The organism is Kitasatospora sp. NPDC034533 (genome assembly GCF_055575155.1).
The window spans coordinates 19,230-43,181 of the sequence record NZ_JBVITE010000073.1; the positions used below are offsets into that span (position 1 = coordinate 19,230).

The window sequence follows — 23,952 nt, forward strand, 5'->3', positions numbered from 1 at the left end:
GTCACGGCCCGAACCGCCGCCCGCGCGGAGCCCGGCCCGCCGTCACGCCCCCAGCGGCTCCGCCCGGCCGACGACGGTGCCCGCCCGGTCGATGCAGATGACGTCCACCGCGACCGGCGAGCCCCGCAGCACCCCGAGCGCCGTGGCCCGGGCCGCCTCGGCGACCAGGTCCCCGAGCGGCACGCCGGCCGCCCGGCACAACTGCACCGCCTCCAACGCGGTGTTGGCTCCGGCGACCGCCCCTGCCAGCGCCTCGTCCGCCCCGCCGCGGCGGGCCAGTTCGGCCAGGTACCCCTTGTCCACCTGGGAACGCGCCGAGTGCAGGTCCAGGTGGCCGGCCGCGAGTTTGGACAGCTTGGCGAAACCGCCCGCGATGGTCAGCCGGGGCACCGGGTGGCGCTTGAGGTACTTGAGCACGGCGCCGGCGAAGTCGCCCATGTCCAGCAGCGCGTCCTCCGGCAGTGCGTGCTCCGCGACCGCCACCTTCTCCGAGGTCGAACCGGTGCAACCGGCCACGTGGGTGCGGCCCGCCGCCCGGGCCACGTCCACGCCGCGGCGGATCGAGTCGATCCAGGCCGAGCAGGAGTAGGGGACGACGACCCCGGTCGTGCCGAGGATGGACAGGCCGCCGAGGATGCCGAGCCGGGGGTTCCAGGTGGAACGGGCGATCTCCTCGCCGTGGTCGACCGAGATCTCGACCACCACGTCCCCGCTGCCACCGTGCGCGGCGGCCACCTCGGCGACGGCGTCCCGGATCATCTGCCGGGGCATCGGGTTGATCGCGGGCTCTCCGACGGGCAGCGGCAGGCCGGCCTTGGTGACCGTTCCCACCCCGGGGCCGGCCCGGAACACCACCCCGGTGCCGGGTTCGCCGGACCGCACGGTCGAGCGGATCAGGGCGCCGTGGGTGACGTCGGGGTCGTCGCCCGCGTCCTTGACCACCGCCGCCATGGCGGTGGTTCCTCCGCGGCCGCCGGCCCCGATCCGGTCCTCCGCGCCGATCCGGTCCTCCGCGCCGGTCGGTTCCTCCCCGGCGGTCAGGTCCCCGGCGGTCAGGTCCTCGACGGTCAGCGCGTGGGCGGTCAGCTCCTCGGCGGCGAGGGTGAAGGCGGGCTGCTGCCCCTTGGGCAGGGTGATGACCACCGGGTCGGGGAACTCGCCGGTGAGCAGCGCGGTGTAGGCGGCCTTGGTGGCGGCGGTGGCGCAGGCCCCCGTGGTCCAGCCGGGCCGCAGGCCGCTGCTCTTCAACTGGCCCGCCCGGCCTCCCGCTCCGGCCCCGGTTCCGGCTTCCGCCCCGGCTTCCGCTGCGGTCACCTGTGCCCCGTTTCCGACGGCACCCGCGCCGTCCTGCTCCACTCGGGCGACCACGCCGGCCGCCGTCGTCGATCCTCCCCCAGGCGGCCGGGCGGGGAGCGACCGGGGTGGGCCCGTCAGGGCCGGTGGACGGGCTGCGGAGGAACGGTGGCCCGCGTTCCCGAAGAGTTCGCCGCACGGGCCTCGCCCACCGTGCCTACCAGTGAGTAATCTGGCGGTCCGCCAGAAGCGGGTTCATGACACACGTGGGCCCGGCCGGGGGTCGACTGCCCCCGCCGGGCCATCAGTATGTGGGGGTTTTTGTGGCAGGGATGAGTCGGCGTACGTTCCTCACGGGCACGTCGGTGGCCGCCGCCTGGTCGGCCTTGTCGCTGGGCGGCGCGCGGTTCGCCTCGGCAGCGGCGCGCGACCAGGCGCTGGCGACGACCGCCGCACGGGCGGTCACGGTCGCCGGGACCACGCTGGAGCAGGTGGCCACGCCCGTCGGCAGCGGCGGCTACAAGCGCCTGGCGGCCGGACCGGGCTGGCCGCTGGTGGTGCGCGGCGACCTGGCGGCGGGCAGCGCCGGACGGGACGACCGCCGGACCGGCCTGGCCAGCTTCGTCCAGTTCAGCGACCTGCACCTGGTGGACACCGAGTCCCCGGTGCGCTTCGAGTACCTGGCCAAGTTCAACGGCAGCGCGTACCGGCCGCAGGAGGCACTGAACGCGCGCGGCGTCTCGGCCCTCGTCGAGCGGGTCAACTCGCTGGCCGGCGGCCCCTACACCGGCATGCCGTTCAGCATGGTGATGGCCACGGGTGACAACACCGACAACCACGAGCTCGCCGAACTCGACTGGTACCTCAAGGTCATGGGCGGCGGTCGGCTGGCCCAGAACACCGGTGACCCGAGCCGCTACGAGGGTGTGCAGAACTCCGGCAGCGCCACCTACTGGAACCCCGAACTCGCCTACAACGACGGCTACAAGGCGAAGGGCTTCCCGCAGATACCCGGGCTCCTGTCCGCCGCCGGCCGCCCCTTCGACGCGCCGGGCCTGCGCACGCCCTGGTACACGACGGTCGGCAACCACGACGACAGCATCGAGGGCTCCCTGCCGGACCTCGGCCTGCTGAACGACCTGTACGCCGGCCAGTACAAGCTGGAGGGCTGCGACGACGCGACCGCCGCCCAGCTGATGGACTCGCTGCGCCGCGACCCGGCGGGCGCCGTGCTGCTGCTGGCGAAGCTGATCGCCACCGGCGACCTGGTGCGCAAGGTCACCCCGGACGAGCGCCGCCGGCCGTTCACGCTCAAGGAGTTCGCCAAGGCCCACCTGAACCCGGCGGTCACCGGCGCCGGCCCGTACGGGCACGGCTTCACCTCGGACATGGCGAACAGCGGCAAGCTCTACTACACCTTCCGCATCTCGGAGAAGGTGGTCGGCATCAGCCTGGACACCACCAACCAGGCCGGGTTCGCCGACGGTTCGCTGGGCACCGCGCAACTGCGCTGGCTGGAGCAGCAGTTGCAGGCGCACAGCGGGCACTGGTACGACGCCGACGGGCGCAAGGTGACCGGCGGGAGCACGGACGAGCTGATCCTCGTCTTCAGCCACCACACCAGCGGGACGATGGGCAACCTGCTGCCGGACCCTCGCAACATCTTCGAGGGGCGGCACGACGGCAACGAGCTGGTGGCGCTGCTCCAGCGCTACCCGAACGTGGTCGCCTGGGTGAACGGGCACACCCACATGAACAAGATCACGCCACACGGCCACGCGGTGCCGGAGCGGGCGTTCTGGGAGATCAACACCGCCTCGCACATCGACTACCCGCAGCACGGGCGGATCATCGAGATCGCGGACAACGGGGACGGCACGCTCTCGCTGTTCACCACGCTGATCGAGTCCTCCGCGCCGTACGGGACGGACTTCGGCAGCACCTCGGACGCCAACCTCGCGGCGCTCTACCGGGAGCTGTCGTACAACGACCCGAACGGCCGCCCGACGGCGCTGCTGGGCACGGGCGGGGACCACAACACCGAGCTGTTGATCACCAAGCCGACCCGGTGACGGCCGGAGGGAGAAGGCGGGTGACGGCCGAGCGGCGGATGACGACTGACAGCTGACAACTAACAGATGACAGATGACAGATGACAGCGAACAGATTTCATCATCTGTTCGCTGTCGTCTGTTCGCTGTCATCTGTTCCTCGTCAGCCGCTTCCCGTCATCCCTCCGGGTAGCGCCGCGGCGTCCAGACGACCTCCACGCCGCCGCCGCGCTCGACGGCCCGGGTCTGCGAGGAGCCGATCAGCAGGATGGTCCGCATGTCGACCAGCGCCGGGTCCAGCTCGCCGAGCCGGACGATCCGGACCCGCTCGGTCGGACCGCCGACGTCCCGCGCCATCACCACCGGGGTCTGCGGCTCGCGGTACTCCAGCAGCAGGTCCCGGGCGAGTCCGACCTGGGTGGTGCGGGACTTCGAGCCCGGGTTGTACAGCGCGAGCACCAGGTCCGCCTCGGCCGCGGCGCGCAGCCGCTTCGCCACCACGTCCCAGGGCTTGAGCCGGTCCGAGAGGGAGATCGTCGCGTAGTCGTGCCCGAGCGGCGCACCGGCCCGGGAGGCCGCCGCGTGGGCGGCGGTCATCCCCGGGAGCACCCGCACCGGGACGTCCCGGTAGGCCTCCTCGCAGGCGACCTCCAGCACCGCGGTGGCCATCGCGAACACACCCGGATCCCCCGAGGAGACCACCGCGACGCGGTGCCCGCGCCGGGCGAGGTCCAGGGCGAACTCGGCCCGCTCCGACTCCACCTTGTTGTCCGAACCGTGCCGCTGCTGCCCCGGCCGCTCCGGCACCCGGTCCAGGTAGGTGGTGTAGCCGACCAGGTCGGTGGCCTCGGACAGCGCACCGCGCGCCTCGGCGGTCAGCCACAGCGGCCCGGCCGGCCCGGTGCCGACCACGGTCACGCTGCCCATGCCGTCCGACAGCCGGACCTCCGGCTCCAGCGGCGCCACCTTGCTCGGCAGCACCGCGACCGAGAAGTACGGCACCGTCTCCTCGTCGACCTCCGCGAGCGGCGCCACCCGCTCCCCCGCCATGAAGGCCCGCTCCACGTACTGGGCGTCCGCCAGCCGCCCGGCCCGCTCCAGGGCCCGGCGGACGGTCGGGAAGGTGCGCCCCAGCTTCATGACCACGGCGGAGTCGGCGGCCGCGATCCGCGCCGTCAGCTCCTCCTCGGGCAGCGTGCCGGGGATGACGGTGAGCGTCTCCTCGGCCTCGGTCAGCGGGCGGCCCAGCCGGGCGGACGCCGCGCTGAGCGAGGTCACGCCCGGCACCACCTCGGTCGGGTAGCGGTGCGCGAGCCGCTTGTGCATGTGCTGGTAGGAGCCGTAGAAGAGCGGATCGCCCTCGGCGAGGACCACCACGTCGCGCCCGGCGTCCAGGTGGGCGGCCAGCCGGGCGGCGGCCTCCTCGTAGAAGTCGTCCAACGCCCCGCGGTAGCCGCCGGGGTGGTCGGTGGTCTCGACGGTGAGCGGGTAGACCAGCTTCTCCTCGATCTGGCCGCCCGTCAGGTAGCGCTCCGCGATGGAGCGCGCGATGGAGCGGCCGTGCCGGGCGCTGTGGTACGCCACCACGTCGGCCTTGCTGATGAGTTCGGCGGCCCGGACGGTCACCAGCGACGGGTCGCCCGGGCCGAGCCCGACCCCGTACAGCCGGCCCGTGGATTCCTGATCGGCCGTCACTCTTCCTCGCTCGCAATCGCGTTGATGGCGGCTGCGGCGATCGCGCTGCCGCCGCGCCGGCCGCGCACCACCAGGTGCTCCAGGCCGGACGGGTGCTCGGCCAGGGCCTGCTTGGACTCCGCGGCACCGATGAAGCCGACCGGGACGCCGATCACCGCGGCCGGTCGCGGCGCGCCCGCCTCGATCATCTCCAGCAGCCGGAAGAGCGAGGTCGGCGCGTTGCCGACGGCGACCACCGCGCCCTCCAGCCGGGGCAGCCACAGCTCCATGGCCGCGGCGCTGCGGGTGTTGCCCATCGCGCGGGCCAGTTCGGGCACCGACGGGTCGGTGAGGGTGCAGATCACCTCGTTGTCGGCGGGCAGCCGCTTGCGGGTGACACCGCTCGCGACCATGTTGACGTCGCACAGGATCGGCGCACCGGCGCGCAGCGCGGCACGCGCGGAGGCGACCACACCGGGCGAGTACACCAGGTCCTCGACCAGGTCGACCATCCCGCAGGCGTGGATCATCCGCACCGCGACCTGGGAGACGTCCGCCGGGAGGGCGGCCAGATCGGCCTCCGCGCGGATGGTGGCAAAGGACTGGCGGTAGATGGACGCGCCGTCCTTCTCGTACTCGATCACTTCGTGGTCCTCCTGGCCTCGGCTACCGCCTCGGCCATCTCCTCGTTCGTCACGTCGGCGGGCGTCGCACCGACCGCCGCACCGTTCACCGTCACCCGGTAGCCGCGCCCCGTGGCGAGCACGTCCACCCACCGCCCGGCCGGGTGGCCGCAGCGCCGTTCACAGCCCGACCAGTGGACGGGAAGCCGGGCGCCCACGGGATCGGCGGCACCGGCGTCCAGCGCCCGGGCCGCGTCCGCACGGACGTCGGCCAGCGACTTGGCGCAGCCCGGCAGCCCGGTGCAGGCGGTGGCCCGCTCCCACGGCGAGCCGGGCTCGGTGCGGAACCCGGCCTCGGCGAGCGCGGGCAGCCGCTCGGCCGGTGCGCCGGGCAGCACCACGCCGCGCCAGGGCGTCAGCCGCAGTTCACCGGCCGAGGCGGCGACCAGTGCCCGCCACTGTCCGGCGTCCGCCCGGCCGAACCGCAGACCCACCGAGAGCCCGCCGGGCAGCGCGCCGACGGCCGGCGCCGTGCCGGCGAAGGCGGGCAGCGGCACGGAGCCGGCCGGCAGCAGATCGGGCACCTCGCGCAGGTGCCAGGCCTTGCGGGCGTGCGTCCGCAGCGCCGTCAGGAAGGAGCGGGCCGCGTCCAGCACGGCCGTGACCTCCTGCCCGGCCGCGACCGGGTGTCCGCGTTCGTCGCGCCCCAGGCGCAGCAGCCGGGTGCCGTTCGGGCCTGCGATCAATGTCACATCGGCGTCGAGCGCGGCGACGTCGCCCCGCCCGTCGTCCAGCGCGAACAGGAACTTGCCGGAGAGCCCGGCCGCCCAGTCGCTCGCGCACAGCCGGGCGTCCAACTCCCGCACCCAGGAGTGCACATCGGCGTGGCCGGCGGCTCCCTCGGAGGCGACCCCCTCGGCGGCGGCCTCGTCGGTGGTGTCCAGCCCGGCCGTCGGCGAGGCGACGATGTTGCGGACCCGCTCGTGGGTGTCCGAGGGCAGCAGTCCGACGGCGCGCAGCCGGTCGGCGAGCTCGGACGCGCAGTGCGGGGCCAGGCCGCGCAGCTGGACGTTGCCGCGCGAGGTGGTCTCCAGTTCGCCGTCACCGAGGGCCTCGGCCGCCTCGGCGAGCGCGAGCGCCTGACTGTTCGTCAGAAGCCCGCCGGGCAGGCGGATTCGGGCCAGGGAGCCGTCGTCGGCCGCATGCAGACGAAGCGCTCCGGGGCAGGCGTCCGCACGCCCCCGGTCGGGCACCTCCCGGTCGGGTCCTGCGGCGCCCGGCGCGGTGGCGTCGGGTGTCGGTGGCATGGCGGCGAGCATACAGATGATCCGATCGCTTGCCTCCGTTCACCGCGTCACACCCGGGCTCCGCACCGCGCGCGGGTGCCGGAGGTTCCGAAAGCTCGCCCTCCCCCAGCTCAGCCGCAACCCGTACGATGCTGGCGGGCGGTCCCCGCGGACCGTCCGCACGCCAGCGACGGCGCAGGGGAGGAAACCGGTGCGAACCCGGTGCGGTCCCGCCACTGTGACCGCGGTTCACCGGTAGACCGGTCGGCCGCGGGAGCCAGGAACTCCTGCCGTCCTCCACCGGCCCGGGGCGCGGACCCCGAGGAAGGCAGAAATGTCCCAGCGCTGTCGCATGCCCGCGCCCGCGTCCCCGGCCGCCGTCACGGCCGCTCGGGCCGCCGTTCCGACCGCCCCGGTCGGCACCCCGGCGCCGCCGGTCGACCCCTCGGCCGCCCCGGCGTCCGCCCCGGTCCAGTCCCCGGCCACCCTGGCCATCCACGAGGCCGGGAGGGCCTTCGCATGATCCTGCTGCTGTCGACGTCCGACACCGACCTGCTCAGCGCCCGCGCCTCCGAGGGCCCGGTGCGCTACCGGCTCGGCAACCCCGCCCGGCTCGCCCCCGAGGACCTGCCCGGCCTGCTGGAGGGCACCGAACTCGTCGTGGTCCGGCTGCTCGGCGGGCGCCGAGCCTGGCAGGAGGGCCTGGACGCGCTGCTGGCCGGCCCCCGCCCGGTGGTCGTGCTGACGGGTGAGCAGGCCCCCGACGCCCAGCTGATGGAGCTGTCCACCGTCCCGGCCGGCATCGCCGCCGAGGCCCACGCCTACCTGGCCCACGGCGGCGCGGCCAACCTGGCCGAGCTGGGCTCCTTCCTCTCCGACACCGTGCTGCTGACCGGCCACGGTTTCGCCCCGCCCGCCTCCGCCCCGGCCTGGGGCCCGCTGGAGCGCGAAGCCCGTACGTCCGAGGGCCCGACGGTGGCGGTGCTCTACTACCGCGCCCATCACATGAGCGGCAACACCGCCTTCGTGGAGACCCTCTGCCGGGCGATCGAGGACCAGGGCGCCCAGGCCAGGGCCTACTACTGCGCCTCGCTGCGCGGCGCCGAGCCCGAGCTGCTGGCCGCCCTCGGCGAGGCCGACGCGATCGTCACCACCGTGCTCGCCGCCGGCGGCACCCGCCCGGCCGACGCCCAGGCCGGCGGCGACGAGGAGGCCTGGGACGCGGGCGCGCTGGCCGCCCTCGACCGCCCGATCCTCCAGGCCCTGTGCCTGACCTGGTCGCGCGCCCAGTGGGAGGGCAGCGACGACGGCCTGTCCCCGCTGGACACCGCCACCCAGATCGCGGTGCCCGAGTTCGACGGCCGCCTGATCACCGTCCCGTTCTCCTTCAAGGAACTGGACGAGGACGGCCTCACCGTCTACGCCGCCGACCCGGAGCGCGCCGCCCGCGTCGCCGGCACCGCCGTCAAGCACGCCCGGCTCCGGCACGTCCCTGCCGCCGAGCGCCGGCTCGCCCTGGTGCTGTCCGCGTACCCGACCAAGCACGCCCGGGTCGGCAACGCCGTCGGCCTGGACACCCCGGCCAGCGCGGTGCGGCTGCTGGAGCGGCTGCGCGCGGAGGGGATGGACCTCGGGAACGACCTCCCCGCGTTCGACGACGGCGAGGGCGGCCACGAGGGCGACGCCCTGATCCACGCCCTGATCGCGGCCGGCGGCTACGACCAGGACTGGCTCACCGAGGACCAGCTGGCCCGCAACCCGGTGCGCATCCCCGCCGCCGACTACCGCCGCTGGTACGCCACCCTCCCCCAGGGCCTGCGCGAGCAGGTCGAGGAGCACTGGGGCCCGGCGCCCGGCGAGCTGTACGTCGACCGTTCGCAGAACCCGGACGGCGACATCGTGCTGGCCGCGATCCGCTCCGGGAACCTGCTGGTGCTCATCCAGCCGCCGCGCGGCTTCGGCGAGAACCCGGTCGCCATCTACCACGACCCCGACCTGCCGCCGAGCCACCACTACCTGGCCGCGTACCGCTGGATCGAGGCCTCGCGGGAGGACGGCGGCTTCGGCGCCCACGCCGTGATCCACCTCGGCAAGCACGGCAACCTGGAGTGGCTGCCCGGCAAGACCGCCGCGCTGTCCGCCGAGTGCGGCCCGGACGCCGTCCTCGGCGACCTGCCGCTGGTCTACCCCTTCCTGGTCAACGACCCCGGCGAGGGCACCCAGGCCAAGCGCCGCGCCCACGCCACCCTCGTCGACCACCTCGTGCCCCCGATGGCCCGGGCCGACTCCTACGGCGACATCGCGCGCCTGGAGCAGCTGCTGGACGAGCACTCCAACATCGCCGCGATGGACCCGGCCAAGCTGCCCGCGATCCGCGCCCAGATCTGGACCCTGATCCAGGCCGCCAAGCTCGACCACGACCTCGGGCTGGAGGAACGCCCCGAGGACGACGGCTTCGACGACTTCCTGCTGCACGTCGACGGCTGGCTCTGCGAGGTCAAGGACGCCCAGATCCGCGACGGCCTGCACGTCCTCGGCCAGGCCCCGGTCGGCACCGACCGGGTCAACATCGTGCTCGCCATCCTGCGCGCCCGGCAGATCTGGGGCGGCGTCAGCGCGCTGCCCGGCCTGCGCGAGGCGCTCGGCCTGGACGAGGCGGCGCTCACCCTGGGCGCCACCGACGCGGCCGAGGCCGAGGCCCGCGCCCTGGTCGAGGCCATGGAGGCCGCGGACTGGGCGCCCGAGGCGGTCGAGAAGGTCGCCGCGGGCTTCCCGGAGGCCGTCGGCGAGGTGCTGGCCTTCGCCGCCACCCAGGTGGTGCCGCGGCTGGCCGCCACCACCGACGAACTGGACGCCGTGCTGCACGCGCTCCAGGGCGGCTTCGTGCCGGCCGGTCCGTCCGGCTCGCCGCTGCGCGGGCTGGTCAACGTGCTGCCGACCGGCCGCAACTTCTACTCCGTCGACCCGAAGGCCGTCCCCAGCAAGCTCGCCTGGGAGACCGGCCAGGCGCTCGCCGCCTCGCTGGTGGAGCGCTACCGGGCCGACAACGACGGCGCCTACCCGCCCTCGGTCGGGCTCTCGCTCTGGGGCACCAGCGCGATGCGCACCGCCGGCGACGACATCGCCGAGGCCTTCGCCCTGCTCGGCGTCCGGCCGGTCTGGGACGACGCCTCGCGCCGGGTCACCGGCCTGGAGCCGATCCCGCTCGACGAGCTGGGCCGCCCCCGGATCGACGTCACGCTGCGCATCTCCGGCTTCTTCCGGGACGCCTTCCCGCACGTGGTCGCCCTGCTGGACGACGCGGTGCGCCTGGCCGCCGCCCAGGAGGAAGCCGACGGGGACAACTTCGTCCGGGCCCACGTACGGGCCGACCTCGCGGTGCACGGCGACGAGCGCAAGGCCACCGTCCGCGTCTTCGGCTCCCGCCCGGGCACGTACGGGGCCGGCCTGCTCCAGCTGATCGACAGCCGGGACTGGCGCACCGACGCCGACCTGGCCGAGGTGTACACGGTCTGGGGCGGCTACGCGTACGGCCGCGGGCTGGACGGCCGCCCGGCCCGCGAGGAGATGGAGACCGCCTACAAGCGGATCACCGTCGCCGCGAAGAACACCGACACCCGTGAGCACGACATCGCCGACTCGGACGACTACTTCCAGTACCACGGCGGCATGGTGGCCACCGTGCGCGCCCTCACCGGCAAGGCGCCGACCGCCTACATCGGCGACTCGACCCGCCCGGAGACGGTCCGCACCCGCACCCTGACCGAGGAGGCCGCCCGGGTCTTCCGCGCCCGGGTGGTCAACCCGCGCTGGATCGAGGCGATGCGCCGCCACGGCTACAAGGGCGCCTTCGAGATGGCCGCGACCGTCGACTACCTGTTCGGCTACGACGCCACCACGGGTGTCGTCGCGGACTGGATGTACGAGAAGCTGACCCAGGAGTACGTCCTCGACCCGGTCAACCGGGAGTTCCTCGCGGGCGCCAACCCGTGGGCGCTGCACGGGATCAGCGAGCGGCTGCTGGAGGCGGCGAGCCGCGGGCTGTGGGAGCAGCCGGACCCGCAGCTGATCGAGCAGTTGCAGGCCGCGTTCCTGGAGACCGAGGGGGACCTGGAGGGTGGCGAGGGCTGAGCCCGTAGAAGGCCGAGCCCGTTAGGGGGCGGGGCGCGAAAGCGGGGCGATGGGCACCGGCGCGGAAGCCGACGGCGGGTTAGGAACGCGGGACGGGAGGCGAAAGCCGGGCGGTGGGCGCCGCATCCGGTCGATCCGGACACTGGTGGTGCACGCTCCCGAAGCGGACAATACGGGTCATGTCGCGCCGCCCCGCCCCCACCGGCCCCGCCACCACCAGCCCGGCCCCGGACACGCCCACCGGTCCCGCCCCGGACACGCCCGCCGTCCGGGAAGGGCAGCCGCGCGCGCCGCACCCGTACCGCGCGCGGGTCGGGGCACTGGCGGCCGGGGCGGTGCCGGTGCTCGCCTTCCCCGTGCCCGGACAGGCCTGGCTGGCGTGGGTCGCGCTCGTCCCCGGACTGCTGCTGATGCGGCGGGCGCCCTCGGGGCGGGAGGCGGCGGTGCGCGGCTGGTGGTTCGGCGCGGGTTTCATCCTGACCGCCATGTACTGGCTGGTCCCGTCCGTCGGGCCGGGGCTGCCGGTGCTCGCGGTGCTGTTCGGGGCGCTCCAGAGCGCCGTCGGGTACACCGTGCACCGGTTGCTGCACCCCGAACCGACCGTCCGTCGGGCACTGCTCGCGCTGCTGCTCGTGCCGGCGGTCTGGGTGACCACCGAGTACGCCCGGTCCTGGCCCGCGCTCGGCGGGCCGTGGGCGCTGCTCGGCGCCACCCAGTGGCAGCACCCGGCCGTCCTCGGGCTGGCCTCAGCCGGCGGGATCTGGCTGGTCAGCGCGGCGGTGGCGGCGGTGAACACCGGGGTGCTGATCGCGCTGACGTCCGCGCACCGGCGGCCACGGGCCGTCGCGGCCGGGGCCGCCGCAATGGTGCTGGCCTCCGGTCCGCTGCTGTTCGCGCTGCGTGCGGCGCCAGCCGGGGACGGGACCGTCACGGTGGCGCTGGTCCAGCCAGGTGCCGTGGAGGACCCGCAGGGCCGGTTCGAGGCGAGCGAGCGGATCACCGCCGACCTGGTCGGGCGGCCGGTGGACCTCGTCGTCTGGGGCGAGAGCAGCACCACCGCCGACCTGGACCGCGACCCGGCGGCGCTGGAGGCGCTGCGCCGGCTCGCCGCGACCACCGGCGCCGAGGTCGTCGCCGGGGAGGACGCGCGCAAGGCGGACGGGCGGATCTCCAAGGACGCGGTGCTGCTCTCCCCCGCCGGGGTGGTGGACCGCTACCGCAAGATCCGGCTGGTGCCGTTCGGCGAGTACATCCCCCTGCGGCCGGTGCTCGGCTGGATCGCCGGGGTCAGCCGCGCGGCGGGCGAGAACCGGGCTCCCGGCTCGTCCTTCCACGTCCTGCCCGCCACCGACCGGACGGGCTCGCCGCTGCCGGTCGGGGCGCTGATCTGCTTCGAGTCGGCCTTCCCCGACATGGCCCGCACCGCCGCGACGGACGGGGCCCGGGTGCTGGTCTACCAGTCGTCGACCTCGACCTTCCAGCGCACCTGGGCGCCCGAGCAGCACGTGTCGCTGGCAGCGATCCGGGCCGCCGAGACCGGCCGGCCCGCCGTGCAGGCCTCGCTGACCGGAGTCTCGGCGGCCTTCGACGCCCAGGGGCGGGAGCTCGCCCGGCTCGGCACCGACGGCACCGGCGCGCTGACCGTCCGGCTGCCGCTCACCGCGCCGGGGGCGCTGACCTGGTACGACCGGATCGGTGACGTGGTGCCGCAGGGGGCGCTGGTGGTCAGCGCGGGGGCGGCGGCCGGGCTGGCCTCGGCCCGGTGGCGCCGCTCGCGCGTCCTCCGGGGTGCCGGTCAGCCCTCGGCGCCGGCCGTGTAGACGCCGAACGCCGCTCCCTGGGGGTCGCGCAGCACGGCGATCCGCCGGCCGCCCGGCAGACCGGTGGCGGGCATCAGCACGTCGCCGCCGAGCGCCGCCGCCCGGCTGACGGTGTCGTCGACGTCGGCGACCGCGAAGTACGGCAGCCAGTGCGGCGGCACCTGGGACGGGAAGCGGTCGTCCATCGTCAGCATGCCGCCGAAGTCCTGGCCGTCCAGGCCCCACTGGGGGTAGTGCTCGGACGGGGTGACGGACCAGCCGAAGACCGCCGGGTAGAAGGCGAGTGCGCCGTCCGGGTCACGGGTGAGCAGTTCCACCCAGCCGAGCGAGCCGGGCTCGTTGAACACCCCGGCCCCCTTGAAGGCGCGGCCCTGCCAGAGGATGAACACCGCGCCGGAGCGGTCGGCGGCCACCGAGAAGCGGCCGAAGTCGGACACGTCGGTGGGGTCCTTCAGGATCCGGCCGCCGGCTTCCCTGATCCTCGTGGCGGTCGCGTCGGCGTCGGCGACCGCGAGGCCGACCGTCCAGGCGATCGGCTGCTGCGGGGCGTAGCGCGGGGTGATGGCGGCGGCCGGGGCGTCCCGGACCAGCATCTGGGTATATCCGCCGTCCCCCGGGCGGGCCGTGTCGTCCGCCCGCCAGCCGAACAGTTCGGTGTAGAAGGACCGGGCGGCGGCCGGGTCGGAGGTGCCCAGCTCGGTCCAGCAGGGGGCGTTGGTGGTCACGGAGGTCTGCTTCATGACGTCTGTCCTCGCAGCTTGCTCGGGACTCCCGTTGCTCGGGACTCCCGGGTTCTCGGCGCCTCGGCCCCCGCACACCTCCCGGCCCAGCATGCGGCGCGCGGGCGGCGGGTGGCGGGCGGTGTTGGGCCGAACGGGGGTGGCGAACGGATGACAGCTGACAGATTTCGAAATCCGTTATCTGTTATCTGTTATCTGTCAGCTGTCACTTGTCATCCGTTACTCGTGACCCGTCATCTGCCATCGCCGGCCGCCCGTCAGCCGTCGCTCCTCCGCCGCGCACGGCCCGGGCCACCGGTATCCACAGCTCCGCCTCGGCGTCGGCGGTCCCCGGGACCGAGCGCGTCCGGAGGATCTCCGGACCCGGCCGCGCCTCGTAGGGGTTGGACGGGAACCACTGGGCGGCCACGTCCCCCCACATCTCCTGCAGGGCCTGGGGGAACGGCCCCACGTTGGTGAACACCGCCCAGGTGCCGGCCGGGACCCGGAGCACGTCGAGGTCCGCCGGGACGTCGGCGCCCTCGCGCGCCACCACCGCGTGCCAGTAGTCGAGTTCGGACCCCTCCTCGCGGTTCGGCGAGAAGCCGTCGCTCACCGACACGATCCCGTCCGGGTCCTCGCCGGACAGCGCCGCGATCCGCTCGACCGCCTCCTTGCCGAGCCCCTTGACGAACTCGGCGATCCCCGGGTTGATCCCCCGGTAGATCAGGGTGACCCGGGCCTTCCTGCCCACGATCCTGAAGTCCGGCCTCTCGACGATCCGGTACTCCATGCTGCTGCTCCCCTCCACGACGAGCCGGAAGGACATCCGGGGCTGCGAGACGAGCACCGCGCCGTCGCGCCGGGCCTCACCCGGCCCGACGCCGTGCATGGCCCGGAACGCCCGGGCGAACGCCTCGCCCGAGGAGTACCCGTACCGGACCGCGACGTCGAGCAACGTCCGCTCGCCGCCCAGGACTTCGGCCCCGGCGACGGTCAGCCTGCGGCGTCGGACGTACTCCGACAGCGGCATCCCGGCGAGCATCGAGAACAGCCGCCGGAAGTGGTACTCCGACGTCATCGCGATCCGCGCCAGCTCGGCCACGTCGACCTCGCCGTCCAGGTCGCGTTCGATCCGGTCCATCGCCCGGTTCAGGTGCTCCAGCACGCCGCCCCGCCCTTCCCTTGTCGCACTCCACCGTAGGAAGGACCCACCCTGCCGTACCCGACCATCGGTGCCCGCTCCGGTCGGGTACCCGTGGTCGGGCGGCGGACGGTGCCGTGCCGGACGAAAACGGGGTGGGCGAACAGATGACAGCTGACAGATTTCGAAATCCGTTATCTGTTATCTGTCAGCTGTCATCTGTCGATTGTCACCCGTCGTCCGCCCCCGGCTTCAGCCGTGGCTCAGATCAGCCCCTGGGCCAGCATCGCGTCCGCGACCAGCTCGAAGCCGGCGATGTTCGCGCCGACCACGTAGTTGCCCAGCTGGCCGTACCGCTCGGCGGTGGTGTGGCAGGAGTCGTGGATGTGCTTCATGATCCCGGCCAGCCGCTCCTCGGTGTACTCGAAGGTCCAGGAGTCGCGCGAGGCGTTCTGCTGCATCTCCAGCGCACTGGTCGCGACCCCGCCGGCGTTCGCCGCCTTGCCCGGACCGAAGGCCACCCCGGCCTCCTGGAGCACCCGCACCGCGTCCGGGGTGGTGGGCATGTTGGCGCCCTCGGCGACGGCCAGCACCCCGTTGCGCACCAGGGCCAGGGCGTCGGCCTCGGCGAGCTCGTTCTGGGTGGCACAGGGCAGCGCGACGTCACAGGGCACGCTCCACACACCCGGGCCCTCGACGAACCGGACGTGGCTGCCGCGCAGCCGGGCGTACTCGGAGATCCGGCCGCGCCGCACCTCCTTGACCTCCTTGAGCAGGTCGAGGTCGATGCCCTTCTCGTCCACCACGTAGCCGGAGGAGTCCGAGGCGGTCAGCACCGTCGCACCGAGCTGCTGCGCCTTCTCGATCGCGTAGACCGCGACGTTGCCGGAGCCGGAGACGACCACCCGGCGCCCGTCCAGGCCGTCGCCGCGGCTGCGCAGCATCTCGGCGGTGAACATGACGCAGCCGTAGCCGGTGGCCTCGGTGCGGACCTGCGCGCCGCCCCAGCCGAGGCCCTTGCCGGTGAGCACGCCGCTCTCGTACCGGTTGGTGATCCGCTTGTACTGGCCGAACAGGTAGCCGATCTCCCGGCCGCCGACGCCGATGTCCCCGGCCGGAACGTCCGTGTACTCGCCGAGGTGGCGGTACAGCTCGGTCATGAAGGACTGGCAGAACCGCATGATCTCGGCGTCCGAGCGGCCCTTGGGGTCGAAGTCGGAGCCGCCCTTGCCACCACCGATGGGCAGACCGGTGAGGGCGTTCTTGAAGATCTGCTCGAAACCGAGGAACTTGACGATCCCGAGGTTCACCGAGGGGTGGAAGCGCAGTCCGCCTTTGTACGGGCCGAGGGCGCTGCTGAACTCCACCCGGAAGCCGCGGTTGACGTGGATGTCACCGGAGTCGTCCGTCCACGGCACCCGGAACATGAGCTGCCGCTCGGGCTCGCAGATCCGCTCGATGATCCGGGCGTCGAGGAGTTCCGGGCGGTGGGCGAGCACCGGGGCCAGGGTCTCCAGGACCTCGTGGACGGCTTGGTGGAACTCGTCCTCGCCCTGGTTGCGGCGGACGACGTCCGCGTAGAGCGCCGCTATCGCGCGCTGCTCGGCTTCGAAGGCGGCGGGGGAGGAACCGGGGATGGCGGGGGTCGTCGGCATCTGGTCAGGACCCTTCCGTGGTCGTCGGTTGGTTGCGCAGAGTCCCCGTGGACCGGGGGGACGTGTCCAAGGGAACGGTGGAAGTCTCGCAGTGTCCACACCGCGAGTTCCTCGGCATCCACATGCTGGAAGGCCCGGCAGGACATCTGGGGCTGATGAGGTGTTGTGCGCCTACCTGGGCGAACCCGGTTGGAGCGTCCACTAACCGGTCGAACCGGAACCGCCCCGCGCACCCGTCCGCTCCGCCCGCCGCCGCACCGTCCGCAGCCCCGCGTACGCCGCCAGCGGCAGGGCCACCAGCAGGGCGGCCCAGAAGGCCCCGTGCCCCCACAGCCTCGCGACCGCCCCGAACGGCTCCTCGAACACCGGGATCCGCAGCGCCTCCACCGGCCCCAGCGGTCCGGGCCAGGCCCCCAGGAAGAGCGTGGCCGGGACCCAGACCGCGAACAGGCCCCGGGCCGTGGCGGGCCGCCCGAGGGTGCTCACCAGCGACACCACCGCCAGCAGCAGGACGAACCCGGCCTGGTAGGCCGCGCCGCTCTGCCCCGTCCCCCAGGAACCGGGGGTCGGGTGCGCCCCGGTGGCCGCGAGCCGGACCTCGACCGCCGCCCACAGCAGCAGGACCAGCACCGCCGTCGTGCCGAGCGCGAACCGCGCCCGGTCGCGTACGCCCGCGCCGCCCGGGCGCCACCGGTCGGACGGCGCGCCCCACACCCGCCCGGCGGTGGCCGCCCCGGAGGAGCCCGCCGCACGCCGCGCGTCCAGCCGCCGCCAGGCCTCCCGGACCTGACGGCGGGCCTCCTGGGCGGGCTTCAGCAGCCGGCCGCACGCCCGCTCCACCAGCACGAGCGCGACCACGGCCGCCACCACCGCCGCGACGCCGGCCCAACTCCCCATCCCGCCCTCGAACACGACCACCCGGTCGGCCACCGGCCGCGGGGCCTCCAGCGCCGTCATCGGCGGCCCCAGCCGCAGGTAGCCGATCGTGAAGGCCCCGGCCCCGGTGAGCAGCGCGGTGCCGATGCCCACCCGGGCGGGGAAGAAGGCGATCACGACGGCCGCGACCAGGGCCGCGCCGAGCTGGCCGACCACCTGGCGGGCCGCCTGGTCGCCGGCCGTCCGCAGCCGGCCGCCGAAGGCGCCGGTGGGCGAGAGGCCGAGCTTCTCCCCCGCCTCGATCGGGTAGCGGAGCACCGCTCCCGCCCACAGCAGCAGCCCGAAGGCGAGGAGCAGCAGCAAAGCGGCCCCGGCCCGGCGCGGCAGCGCGGTGCGGGCGTGTGGCCACCATGCCGCCGCCCGGGCCCGCCAGTCCACCGGCGGGCGTCGGCGCCGGTCGCGCCACAACCGGGCCAGCCTCCCGTCCCGTCGCACCCCGGCCCCGGCCCCCGCCTCCGTCCGTGCTCCGGCCCCCGCCTTCGCACCCGCCTCGGCCTCCGGCTGCTCGGGCCGTGTCCGGCCGCGCCGCCGCAGGGCCTCCGCCGCGACCAGCGCCGCGAGCCCGGCCGACTGCGCCGGGTCCGCGCTCACCGCCCGGCGCCGCAGTGCCGACCAGCGGCGCCGGACCACGTGCCGGGCGGTGGGCGCCGCCGGGTCGGGCTCCGGTCCGCGGGCCACCGTCCGCACGGCGGTGCGGGCTCCCGTGCCTGCGGCCAGCGCCCCGTCCACGACGGTGGCCGCGACCAGGGCAGCGATCTCCTGCACCCGCCCTGGCAGCGGCAGCCGGTGCAGGGCGGCGGGCAGCGGCGAGAGCCGGCCCAGCAGCCGTTCGCGCTCCTCGGGCCGGATGCTCAGCCAGACCGCCTGCCGGTGCGCGTCCTCGCGCTCCTCCGGGCTGAGCCCGTCACCGCCGCGACGGCCGCCGCCGACGGTGCGCGCCAGCCGGTCCACCTCGGCCAGCACCTCCGGCAGTGCGGCCAGCGCGAGCAGCCGCGCGCAGTGCTCGTCCGCGCACTCGGGGTGGAAGCAGTCATAGCGGGCGGCCACGGCCGGCGCGCCGCCCCGGACCAGCTCGTCGATGAACTCGGCACCGTCCGGCCCGGTGACGACGCGTTCCAGCCCGGCGGTGTCGATCGGACGGTCGCGGTAGTGCGGGACGGCGCCCGGGGCGAAGGCGGCGCCGAGGGCCAGCACCGCGACCGCCGCGACGCACTCGCGCCGGGAGCCGGGTGCCCTGGCCGCCTCGGCGAGGTAGTGCAGGTCGAAGGTGGTGTCCTCGACCTCGTCCCGCAGCCAGTCGCGCAGCCGTTCCGCTCCCCCGGTGGAGAGCCAGCGGGCCGCCGCGCCGGAGTTCGCGAGCAGCGCCTCGGTGAGCCGGGCGGGGTCGGTGAACGGGTTGCCGAGGAAGGTGACCGGCCGGTGCGCCCGGGCCCGCGCCTGCGGCCGGCGGCGGATCACCTCGGGGGTGCCGCCGGCCAGCCAGCTGCGGACCTGCGGCGCGGTCCAGCGGTCCTCCGGCTTCTTGGTGAACAGCCCCTGGAGGAGCAGGAGTCGGCGCGGGTCGCGGACGGCGGCGAGGTCCACCTCCTCGCCCATGACCAGTTCCAGCTCCAGCTCCTGGTCGGCCGGGCGACCGCCGTCGGCGCCGACGAAGCGGGGGCGGCCGACGAACAGCTCGTACAGCACGTTGCCGAGCCCCCACCAGGGCCCGGCCTGGTGGTTGTTGCCGGCCAGCTGCTCGGGGGCCATGTAGGCGACGGTGACCATCATCGCGGAGCTGAACCGGCGGCTGGCGGTGAGCCGGTCGACGCCGCCGAAGTCGGCGATCACGAACTCCGCGGAGCCGTTGCCGGGGCGCACCAGGATGTTCGCGGGCTTGAAGTCCAGCGGATTGCGCTTGATCCGCCGCTGCCAGAAGTCGAGCAGGGCGACGAGCTCGTGGACGATCCGCTCGGTGGTCCGCCCGTCGGTGTGGCCGCCCTCCCGCCACAGCTCGGCGATGTACGCGGCGAGGGTGACCGGCAGGTACTCCATGGCCACCCAGTCGACCAGGGCGCCGTGGTGGCCGACCCGGCCGAAGTCGATCAGGTGCGGGACGTGCCGGCGGAAGCCGTCGTTGCGCAGGTGGGCGAGCAGGTCGTGGTCCATCCGCCCGCCGGCGACGGCGACCTTGACGGCCGCGTCGCCGCCGCCGTCGGTGCGCCGGACGTACCAGACGACGCCCTCGGAGCCGGCCCCGACCCGGCCCAGCGGGACGAAGCGCTCGCGCAGGGCGTCCGGGAAGGCGCCTTCGAACGGGCCGTCCTCGGCCGGGACTTCACCGGGCACCGGCTCGGGAGCGGCCGGTCCTCCGGGCGGCGGTCCGCCGCGGTGGCCGCCCGGAGCGGGGCCGCCGGGCCCTACGTTGTCCTGCCAGGAGGGGGCGGTGGCTCCCGGGCGGGGGCGGACCCGCGTCGGGGCGTGCGGGTCGAAGCGGGGCGCCGCGCCCGGTGCCCGGAGGGTGGCCGCGTCCGGGTCGAACCCGGCCTCCACCTGCTCGGAACCCGGCGCCACCGAGTCGGCCCCCGGCTCCGCGTCCGGCTTCCGGCGGGTCGCGGCCTCGGGGTCGTAGCGCGGTCCGCTGCCGGGCATCCGGCGGGTCGCGGCCTCCGGGTCGAAGCGCGGCGGGGCGGCGGGCGCCCGGCGGGTCACGGCCTCCGGGTCCACCCGGGTCGGCGGGACGGCCCCGAGCCGGGACGGCCGCTGCGCCGGCGCACCGACTCCGGCACCCGCCTCGGGACCGGCCCCCGAGCCGCGCCGGCGTTCCCGTGGCCGCCGCTCCACCCTGGTCGCGGGCGGCTCTCCCGGATCTCCGCCGGCCGGGTCCACGCCCCTCGTCGTGCCCATGCGACGCTTCCCTCCCCCGCGGGCCCGGACCGGTACGAGGCCGTCGAGCGAGGGCGCACCGGTGCCGGGAGGTGAATGTGACGCGCCATCATCCCGTATGCGGGGCAGCGGTGTCGGACGCTTTCGCGGATCAGGACCGAGCCGCCGCAGGACCGGTACCGAAGCTCTACCACCAGTACGGGAACGGGACCTCGGGGAGCCGTGGCCCGGCTGCCGGATCCGACGAGCGGACGGGACGAAAAGGGACCAGGGGGACGTCACGGGACCCAGCCCGGCCGCGGACCGCGGCCGCCGGGGCGGTCAGTCCTCCTCGACCGGACGCCCCTTCGGCTCCTCCACGATCCGCCGGGCGATCTCGACCGGCCGCACCGGGCGCCCGAAGTGCCAGCCCTGCGCCCAGTCGCAGCCCATGCTCCGCAGCCGCTCGGCGTCCCGGTGGGTCTCCACGCCCTCGGCGGTGACGTTCAGCCCGAGCGTGTGCGCCATCGACACCAGTCCGCTGACGATCCGCCAGCCGGTGGACTCGTCCTTGCCCGGTTCGTGCAGGTCACCGACGAAGGAGCCGGCGATCTTCAGCCCGGAGACCGGAAGGTCGCGCAGGTAGGCGAGGTTGGACCACCCGGTGCCGAAGTCGTCCACGGCCAGCGACACCCCGAGGTCGACCAGCCCGTGCAGGGTGCGCAGCGCCTCGTCCTCGGGCCCGACCACGGTCGACTCGGTGATCTCCAACTGGAGCCTGGCCGGGTCCAGTCCGGTGCTGCCGAGGATCCGGCCGAGGTCGGTGACCAGCGCGGCGCTGCGGGCCTGCCGGACCGCCAGGTTGACGTTGAGCTGCGGCGCCGCGTCGCCGAACCGCTTGATCCAGTCCGCGGCCTGGCCGCAGGCCTGTTCGAGCACCCAGCGGCCGAGCGGCATGATCAGCCCGGTCTCCTCGGCGGTGGTGACGAACTCGTCCGGGCCGAGCACGCCGAGCTGCGGGTGGCGCCAGCGCACCAGCGCCTCCACGGCGGCCAGCCGGCCGTCCGCGAGGCGGTAGAGCGGCTGGTAGTCGATGAAGAACTCGCCGCGGTCGAGGGCGGCGGGCATCCGCACCGACACCGCGTAGCGGCTGACCGCGCGGGCGTTCTCCTTGGGGTCGAACAGCGTCCAGCGGCCGCGGCCGGCCTCCTTGGCGCGGTAGAGCGTGAGGTCGGCGGCGCGGACGGCGGCGCCGGGGGTGGTGGTGGACACCCGCCGTTCCAGCACGCCGACGCTGGCGCCGACGGCGAGCTTGTGGTCGCCGATCAGCACCGGCCCGGCCAGTGCCTTGAGCACCGTCTTCGCGGCGGCCACCGCCTCCTGCTCGCCCCGGCACTTCTCCAGCAGGACGACGAACTCGTCGCCGCCGAGCCTGGCCACCAGGTGGCCGAGCGGGCTGAGGGCGGCCTTCAGCCGCGCGGCGACGGCGGACAGCAGCTGGTCGCCCATGTCGTGGCCGAGGCTGTCGTTGACCACCTTGAAGCCGTCGAGGTCGACGTAGCAGAGGCCGAAGCGGGCCCCGGGCTCGGGCTCCTCGAACAGCTTCTCCAGCCGCTCGAAGAAGGCCGCGCGGTTGGGCAGGCCGGTCAGCGGGTCGTGGGTGGCCTGGTGGCGCAGCCGCTCCTGGAGCCGGTAGCGGTCGGTGACGTCCTCCAGCATCGCGACCTGGTACTGCGGCGCGCCGTCCTCGTCGCGGATCAGCGAGACGGTGAGGTGGGTCCAGACCACCTCGCCGTCCTGGCGGTAGTACGGCTTGTCGAACTGGAAGTACTCCCGCTTGCCGCCGATCAGCTCCTCGTACGCCTCCCAGACGCCGGGGGTGTCCTCGGGGTGGACGAGGTCGTCGACCCGGCGGCCGACCAGGTCCTCCGGCCCCGCTCCGAACAGCTCCTGCACGGCCTTGTTGACGGCCAGGATGTTGCCGTCGGTGTCGCCGATGGCGATGCCGATCGCGGCGCTCTCGAACAGCGCCCGGAACCGGGCCTCGGAGTCGCGCAGGGCCCGCTCGGCCTCCTTGCGGGCCGCGTCGGCGGCGGTGCGGATCGCCTCCTGCTCGCTCAGCGTGCGCTCGCGCAGGGCGGCGGCCCAGCCGGCCGCGAAGGCTCCGGTCAGGGCGGGGCCTCGGTCGTCGTGGACGGGCTGCGTCTGGAGCAGCTCGACCGCCCTGGCCAGCAGCACCGGGTCGGTGAAGTGCGCGTCGACCAGCTCGGCGCCGACCTGCGCGGCCAGCCCCGGCTCGAACGGTTCGTCCTCCTGGGCGCGGTGCAGCAGCGCCGCGGTGCGCGAGACCAGCCGGCCGAGCACGCCGGGGTGGACGGCGATGCCGTGGTCGGCGGAGAGCAGTCGGGCCCACTCCTCGTGGAAGCGCTCCGCGTTGCCGCGCACCGGGGTGGTACTCATCTGCTGAACCTGGTTCCTCTGCTGTACCCGCCGGTTCCGGCGGGCGCGACGACGGGCGCGGTGACGACTGCCCGGGAGGTGCGGCGGCCGTTGGTCCCGCCGCCGCCCCATCCCGGCACCGTCGCCCCGGCGGCCACCGCGCGGGGCGCGCGGCCGTCGGTGCCCCGTTCGTCGCGTCCGCTCAAGGGCGGATCCCCACGCCCGCGACCCCGGCGATCCGTTCGGGGTGCTCCCCGACCGTACCGGGCTGGTCCGGGCGCCACAGCGGCAGGTGGACCACGCCCGGCTCGACCAGCTCGAAGCCGGAGAACATCGCGGTGATCTGCTCGTGGGTGCGCATGGTCAGCGGGGTCGGCGTCCGCTGGTAGAGCTTCTGGTGGTCCTCCGCCTGGTCCGGGCGGCTCTCCAGGGCGGCGTGCGAGAGGACGAGCGCGCTGCCGGGCGGGAGCGCGTCGCGGATCACCCCGATCAGCTTCCACGGGTCCTCGTCGTCGCTGACGAAGTGGGCGACGGCCACCAGCAGCACGGCCACCGGCTCGCCGGCCGCCAGCAGCTCGACGACCTCGGGACGGGCCAGCAGGTCGGCGACGTCGCGCAGGTCGGCCTGGACGACGGCGCTGGCGCGGTCGTCCTCCAGCAGCAGGCGGCTGTGCGCGACGGCGACGGGGTCGCGGTCCACGTAGACGACCTCGGTCTCGGGGCGGATCGCCCGCGCGATCTCGTGCACCGCGCCGAAGGTCGGGATGCCGGAGCCGATGTCCAGGAAGCGGGTGACGCCCTGCTCGGCGAGGAACGTCACGGCGCGGCGCAGGAAGGCGCGGTTGGAGCGCATGATCTGCGGCAGTTCCGGCCACATGGCGATGGCCTTGCGGGCCATCTCCCGGTCGACCTCGAAGTTGTGCGATCCCCCGAGGTAGTAGTCGTAGACGCGGGCGGCGTTCGGTTTGTCCAGGTCCGTACCCTCCGGTACCCAGCTCGGTCGCCGCATGCCTGTGACTCCTTCATTCCGGTTCCGGGACTGCAGCGCCTGGGGATGCTGCCGTGACTGATGAGACTACAAGCACAGAAGATCCTCTCCCGCACCTCGAACGGCTGCAAGCGGAGTGCGCCCCTCCTTGCGGGCGGGCGTTTCCGGAACGTTCACCTCCGGTCATGGTCGGCGTCGCGGGCCGATTCGGCAAGGGTCCACCGGCGTTCACCCCTCGGGCCGACCGGGCCCGACTAGATGAATGAGTCCGATGTCCTTAGTGGTCATACGCGATGAGTGACCGCTTGATCGTGGCCCCTGCGGTCCAGTTATGCCAGATCGCAGCGGC

General features: G+C 74.5%; 14 protein-coding genes and 1 riboswitch. Of the genes, 4 read left to right on the forward strand and 10 right to left on the reverse strand.

Annotated elements, in window-relative coordinates:
- Nucleotides 1-42: 42 nt before the first annotated feature.
- A complete protein-coding gene (locus tag ACZ55U_RS33685; protein WP_465532395.1) occupies nt 43-1,314 on the reverse strand; it encodes a cobalt-precorrin-5B (C(1))-methyltransferase in 1,272 nt (423 codons plus the stop codon).
- 311 nt (nt 1,315-1,625) lie between these two features.
- On the opposite strand from ACZ55U_RS33685, the gene ACZ55U_RS33690 reads away from it, so the two are divergent.
- Nucleotides 1,626-3,365 (forward strand): TIGR03767 family metallophosphoesterase, encoded by a 1,740-nt coding sequence (locus tag ACZ55U_RS33690; RefSeq protein ID WP_465532397.1) that lies wholly within the window; start codon nt 1,626-1,628, stop codon nt 3,363-3,365.
- Nucleotides 3,366-3,521: 156 nt separating this feature from the next.
- On the opposite strand, the gene ACZ55U_RS33695 is transcribed toward ACZ55U_RS33690, so the two are convergent.
- The 3 genes from ACZ55U_RS33695 to ACZ55U_RS33705 are packed head-to-tail and all read right to left on the reverse strand — an operon-like array spanning nt 3,522 to nt 6,960.
- Nucleotides 3,522-5,039, reverse strand: coding sequence for a precorrin-2 C(20)-methyltransferase (locus ACZ55U_RS33695; RefSeq protein WP_465532399.1), 1,518 nt, complete (start codon nt 5,037-5,039; stop codon nt 3,522-3,524).
- On the reverse strand, nt 5,036-5,662 hold the full coding sequence (locus ACZ55U_RS33700; protein ID WP_387756688.1) for a precorrin-8X methylmutase: 627 nt from the start codon (nt 5,660-5,662) through the stop codon (nt 5,036-5,038). The genes ACZ55U_RS33695 and ACZ55U_RS33700 overlap by 4 nt, the downstream gene beginning before the upstream one ends.
- Nucleotides 5,659-6,960 carry a hypothetical protein gene (locus ACZ55U_RS33705; protein ID WP_465532401.1) on the reverse strand — a complete coding sequence of 434 codons (1,302 nt, stop codon included), beginning with the start codon at nt 6,958-6,960 and terminating at the stop codon, nt 5,659-5,661. Before ACZ55U_RS33705 ends, ACZ55U_RS33700 begins: the two co-directional genes overlap by 4 nt.
- A 168-nt stretch (nt 6,961-7,128) precedes the next feature.
- Nucleotides 7,129-7,214: riboswitch (cobalamin riboswitch) on the forward strand.
- Nucleotides 7,215-7,261: 47 nt separating this feature from the next.
- Between ACZ55U_RS33705 and ACZ55U_RS33710 the strand changes: the two genes are divergently transcribed.
- The 3 genes from ACZ55U_RS33710 to lnt all read left to right on the forward strand — a co-directional run bounded on the left by ACZ55U_RS33710 (nt 7,262) and on the right by lnt (nt 12,878).
- Nucleotides 7,262-7,450, forward strand: a complete 189-nt coding sequence (locus ACZ55U_RS33710; protein WP_465532403.1) for a hypothetical protein — start codon at nt 7,262-7,264, stop codon at nt 7,448-7,450.
- The gene (gene cobN / locus ACZ55U_RS33715; RefSeq protein ID WP_465532405.1) at nt 7,447-11,058 is read left to right on the forward strand and encodes a cobaltochelatase subunit CobN; all 3,612 of its coding nucleotides are present in this window, start codon (nt 7,447-7,449) and stop codon (nt 11,056-11,058) included. Before ACZ55U_RS33710 ends, cobN begins: the two co-directional genes overlap by 4 nt.
- 179 nt (nt 11,059-11,237) lie before the next feature.
- The gene (lnt, locus tag ACZ55U_RS33720) at nt 11,238-12,878 is read left to right on the forward strand and encodes an apolipoprotein N-acyltransferase (protein WP_465532407.1); all 1,641 of its coding nucleotides are present in this window, start codon (nt 11,238-11,240) and stop codon (nt 12,876-12,878) included.
- Here lnt and ACZ55U_RS33725 read toward each other — a convergent pair.
- The 6 genes from ACZ55U_RS33725 to ACZ55U_RS33750 all read right to left on the reverse strand — a co-directional run bounded on the left by ACZ55U_RS33725 (nt 12,854) and on the right by ACZ55U_RS33750 (nt 23,624).
- Entirely contained in the window at nt 12,854-13,618 is a 765-nt protein-coding gene (locus ACZ55U_RS33725) for a VOC family protein (protein WP_465532409.1), read from the reverse strand. The genes lnt and ACZ55U_RS33725 overlap by 25 nt on opposite strands.
- Nucleotides 13,619-13,823: 205 nt before the next feature.
- Nucleotides 13,824-14,765: an AraC family transcriptional regulator gene (locus tag ACZ55U_RS33730; RefSeq protein WP_465532411.1), complete on the reverse strand. Its 942-nt coding sequence runs from the start codon at nt 14,763-14,765 to the stop codon at nt 13,824-13,826.
- 239 nt (nt 14,766-15,004) lie between these two features.
- On the reverse strand, nt 15,005-16,396 hold the full coding sequence (gdhA, locus tag ACZ55U_RS33735) for an NADP-specific glutamate dehydrogenase (RefSeq protein ID WP_465532413.1): 1,392 nt from the start codon (nt 16,394-16,396) through the stop codon (nt 15,005-15,007).
- A 201-nt stretch (nt 16,397-16,597) separates the two neighbouring features.
- Nucleotides 16,598-20,218 (reverse strand): protein kinase domain-containing protein, encoded by a 3,621-nt coding sequence (locus ACZ55U_RS33740; protein WP_465532415.1) that lies wholly within the window; start codon nt 20,216-20,218, stop codon nt 16,598-16,600.
- A gap of 300 nt (nt 20,219-20,518) precedes the next feature.
- Nucleotides 20,519-22,636 (reverse strand): putative bifunctional diguanylate cyclase/phosphodiesterase, encoded by a 2,118-nt coding sequence (locus ACZ55U_RS33745; RefSeq protein WP_465532417.1) that lies wholly within the window; start codon nt 22,634-22,636, stop codon nt 20,519-20,521.
- A 181-nt stretch (nt 22,637-22,817) separates the two neighbouring features.
- A complete protein-coding gene (locus ACZ55U_RS33750; RefSeq protein WP_465532419.1) occupies nt 22,818-23,624 on the reverse strand; it encodes an SAM-dependent methyltransferase in 807 nt (268 codons plus the stop codon).
- Between the last annotated feature and the right edge of the window lie 328 nt (nt 23,625-23,952).

Bases quoted from the DNA above. Each gene is read 5' to 3' on its own strand.
- ACZ55U_RS33690 (WP_465532397.1), top strand. From the start codon at position 1,626: ATGAGTCGGCGTACGTTCCTCACGGGCACGTCGGTGGCCGCCGCCTGG.
- ACZ55U_RS33705 (WP_465532401.1), bottom strand. From the start codon at position 6,960: ATGCTCGCCGCCATGCCACCGACACCCGACGCCACCGCGCCGGGCGCC.
- ACZ55U_RS33710 (WP_465532403.1), top strand. From the start codon at position 7,262: ATGTCCCAGCGCTGTCGCATGCCCGCGCCCGCGTCCCCGGCCGCCGTC.
- cobN (WP_465532405.1), top strand. From the start codon at position 7,447: ATGATCCTGCTGCTGTCGACGTCCGACACCGACCTGCTCAGCGCCCGC.
- lnt (WP_465532407.1), top strand. From the start codon at position 11,238: ATGTCGCGCCGCCCCGCCCCCACCGGCCCCGCCACCACCAGCCCGGCC.
- ACZ55U_RS33725 (WP_465532409.1), bottom strand. From the start codon at position 13,618: ATGAAGCAGACCTCCGTGACCACCAACGCCCCCTGCTGGACCGAGCTG.
- gdhA (WP_465532413.1), bottom strand. From the start codon at position 16,396: ATGCCGACGACCCCCGCCATCCCCGGTTCCTCCCCCGCCGCCTTCGAA.
- ACZ55U_RS33740 (WP_465532415.1), bottom strand. From the start codon at position 20,218: ATGGGCACGACGAGGGGCGTGGACCCGGCCGGCGGAGATCCGGGAGAG.
- ACZ55U_RS33745 (WP_465532417.1), bottom strand. From the start codon at position 22,636: ATGAGTACCACCCCGGTGCGCGGCAACGCGGAGCGCTTCCACGAGGAG.
- ACZ55U_RS33750 (WP_465532419.1), bottom strand. From the start codon at position 23,624: ATGCGGCGACCGAGCTGGGTACCGGAGGGTACGGACCTGGACAAACCG.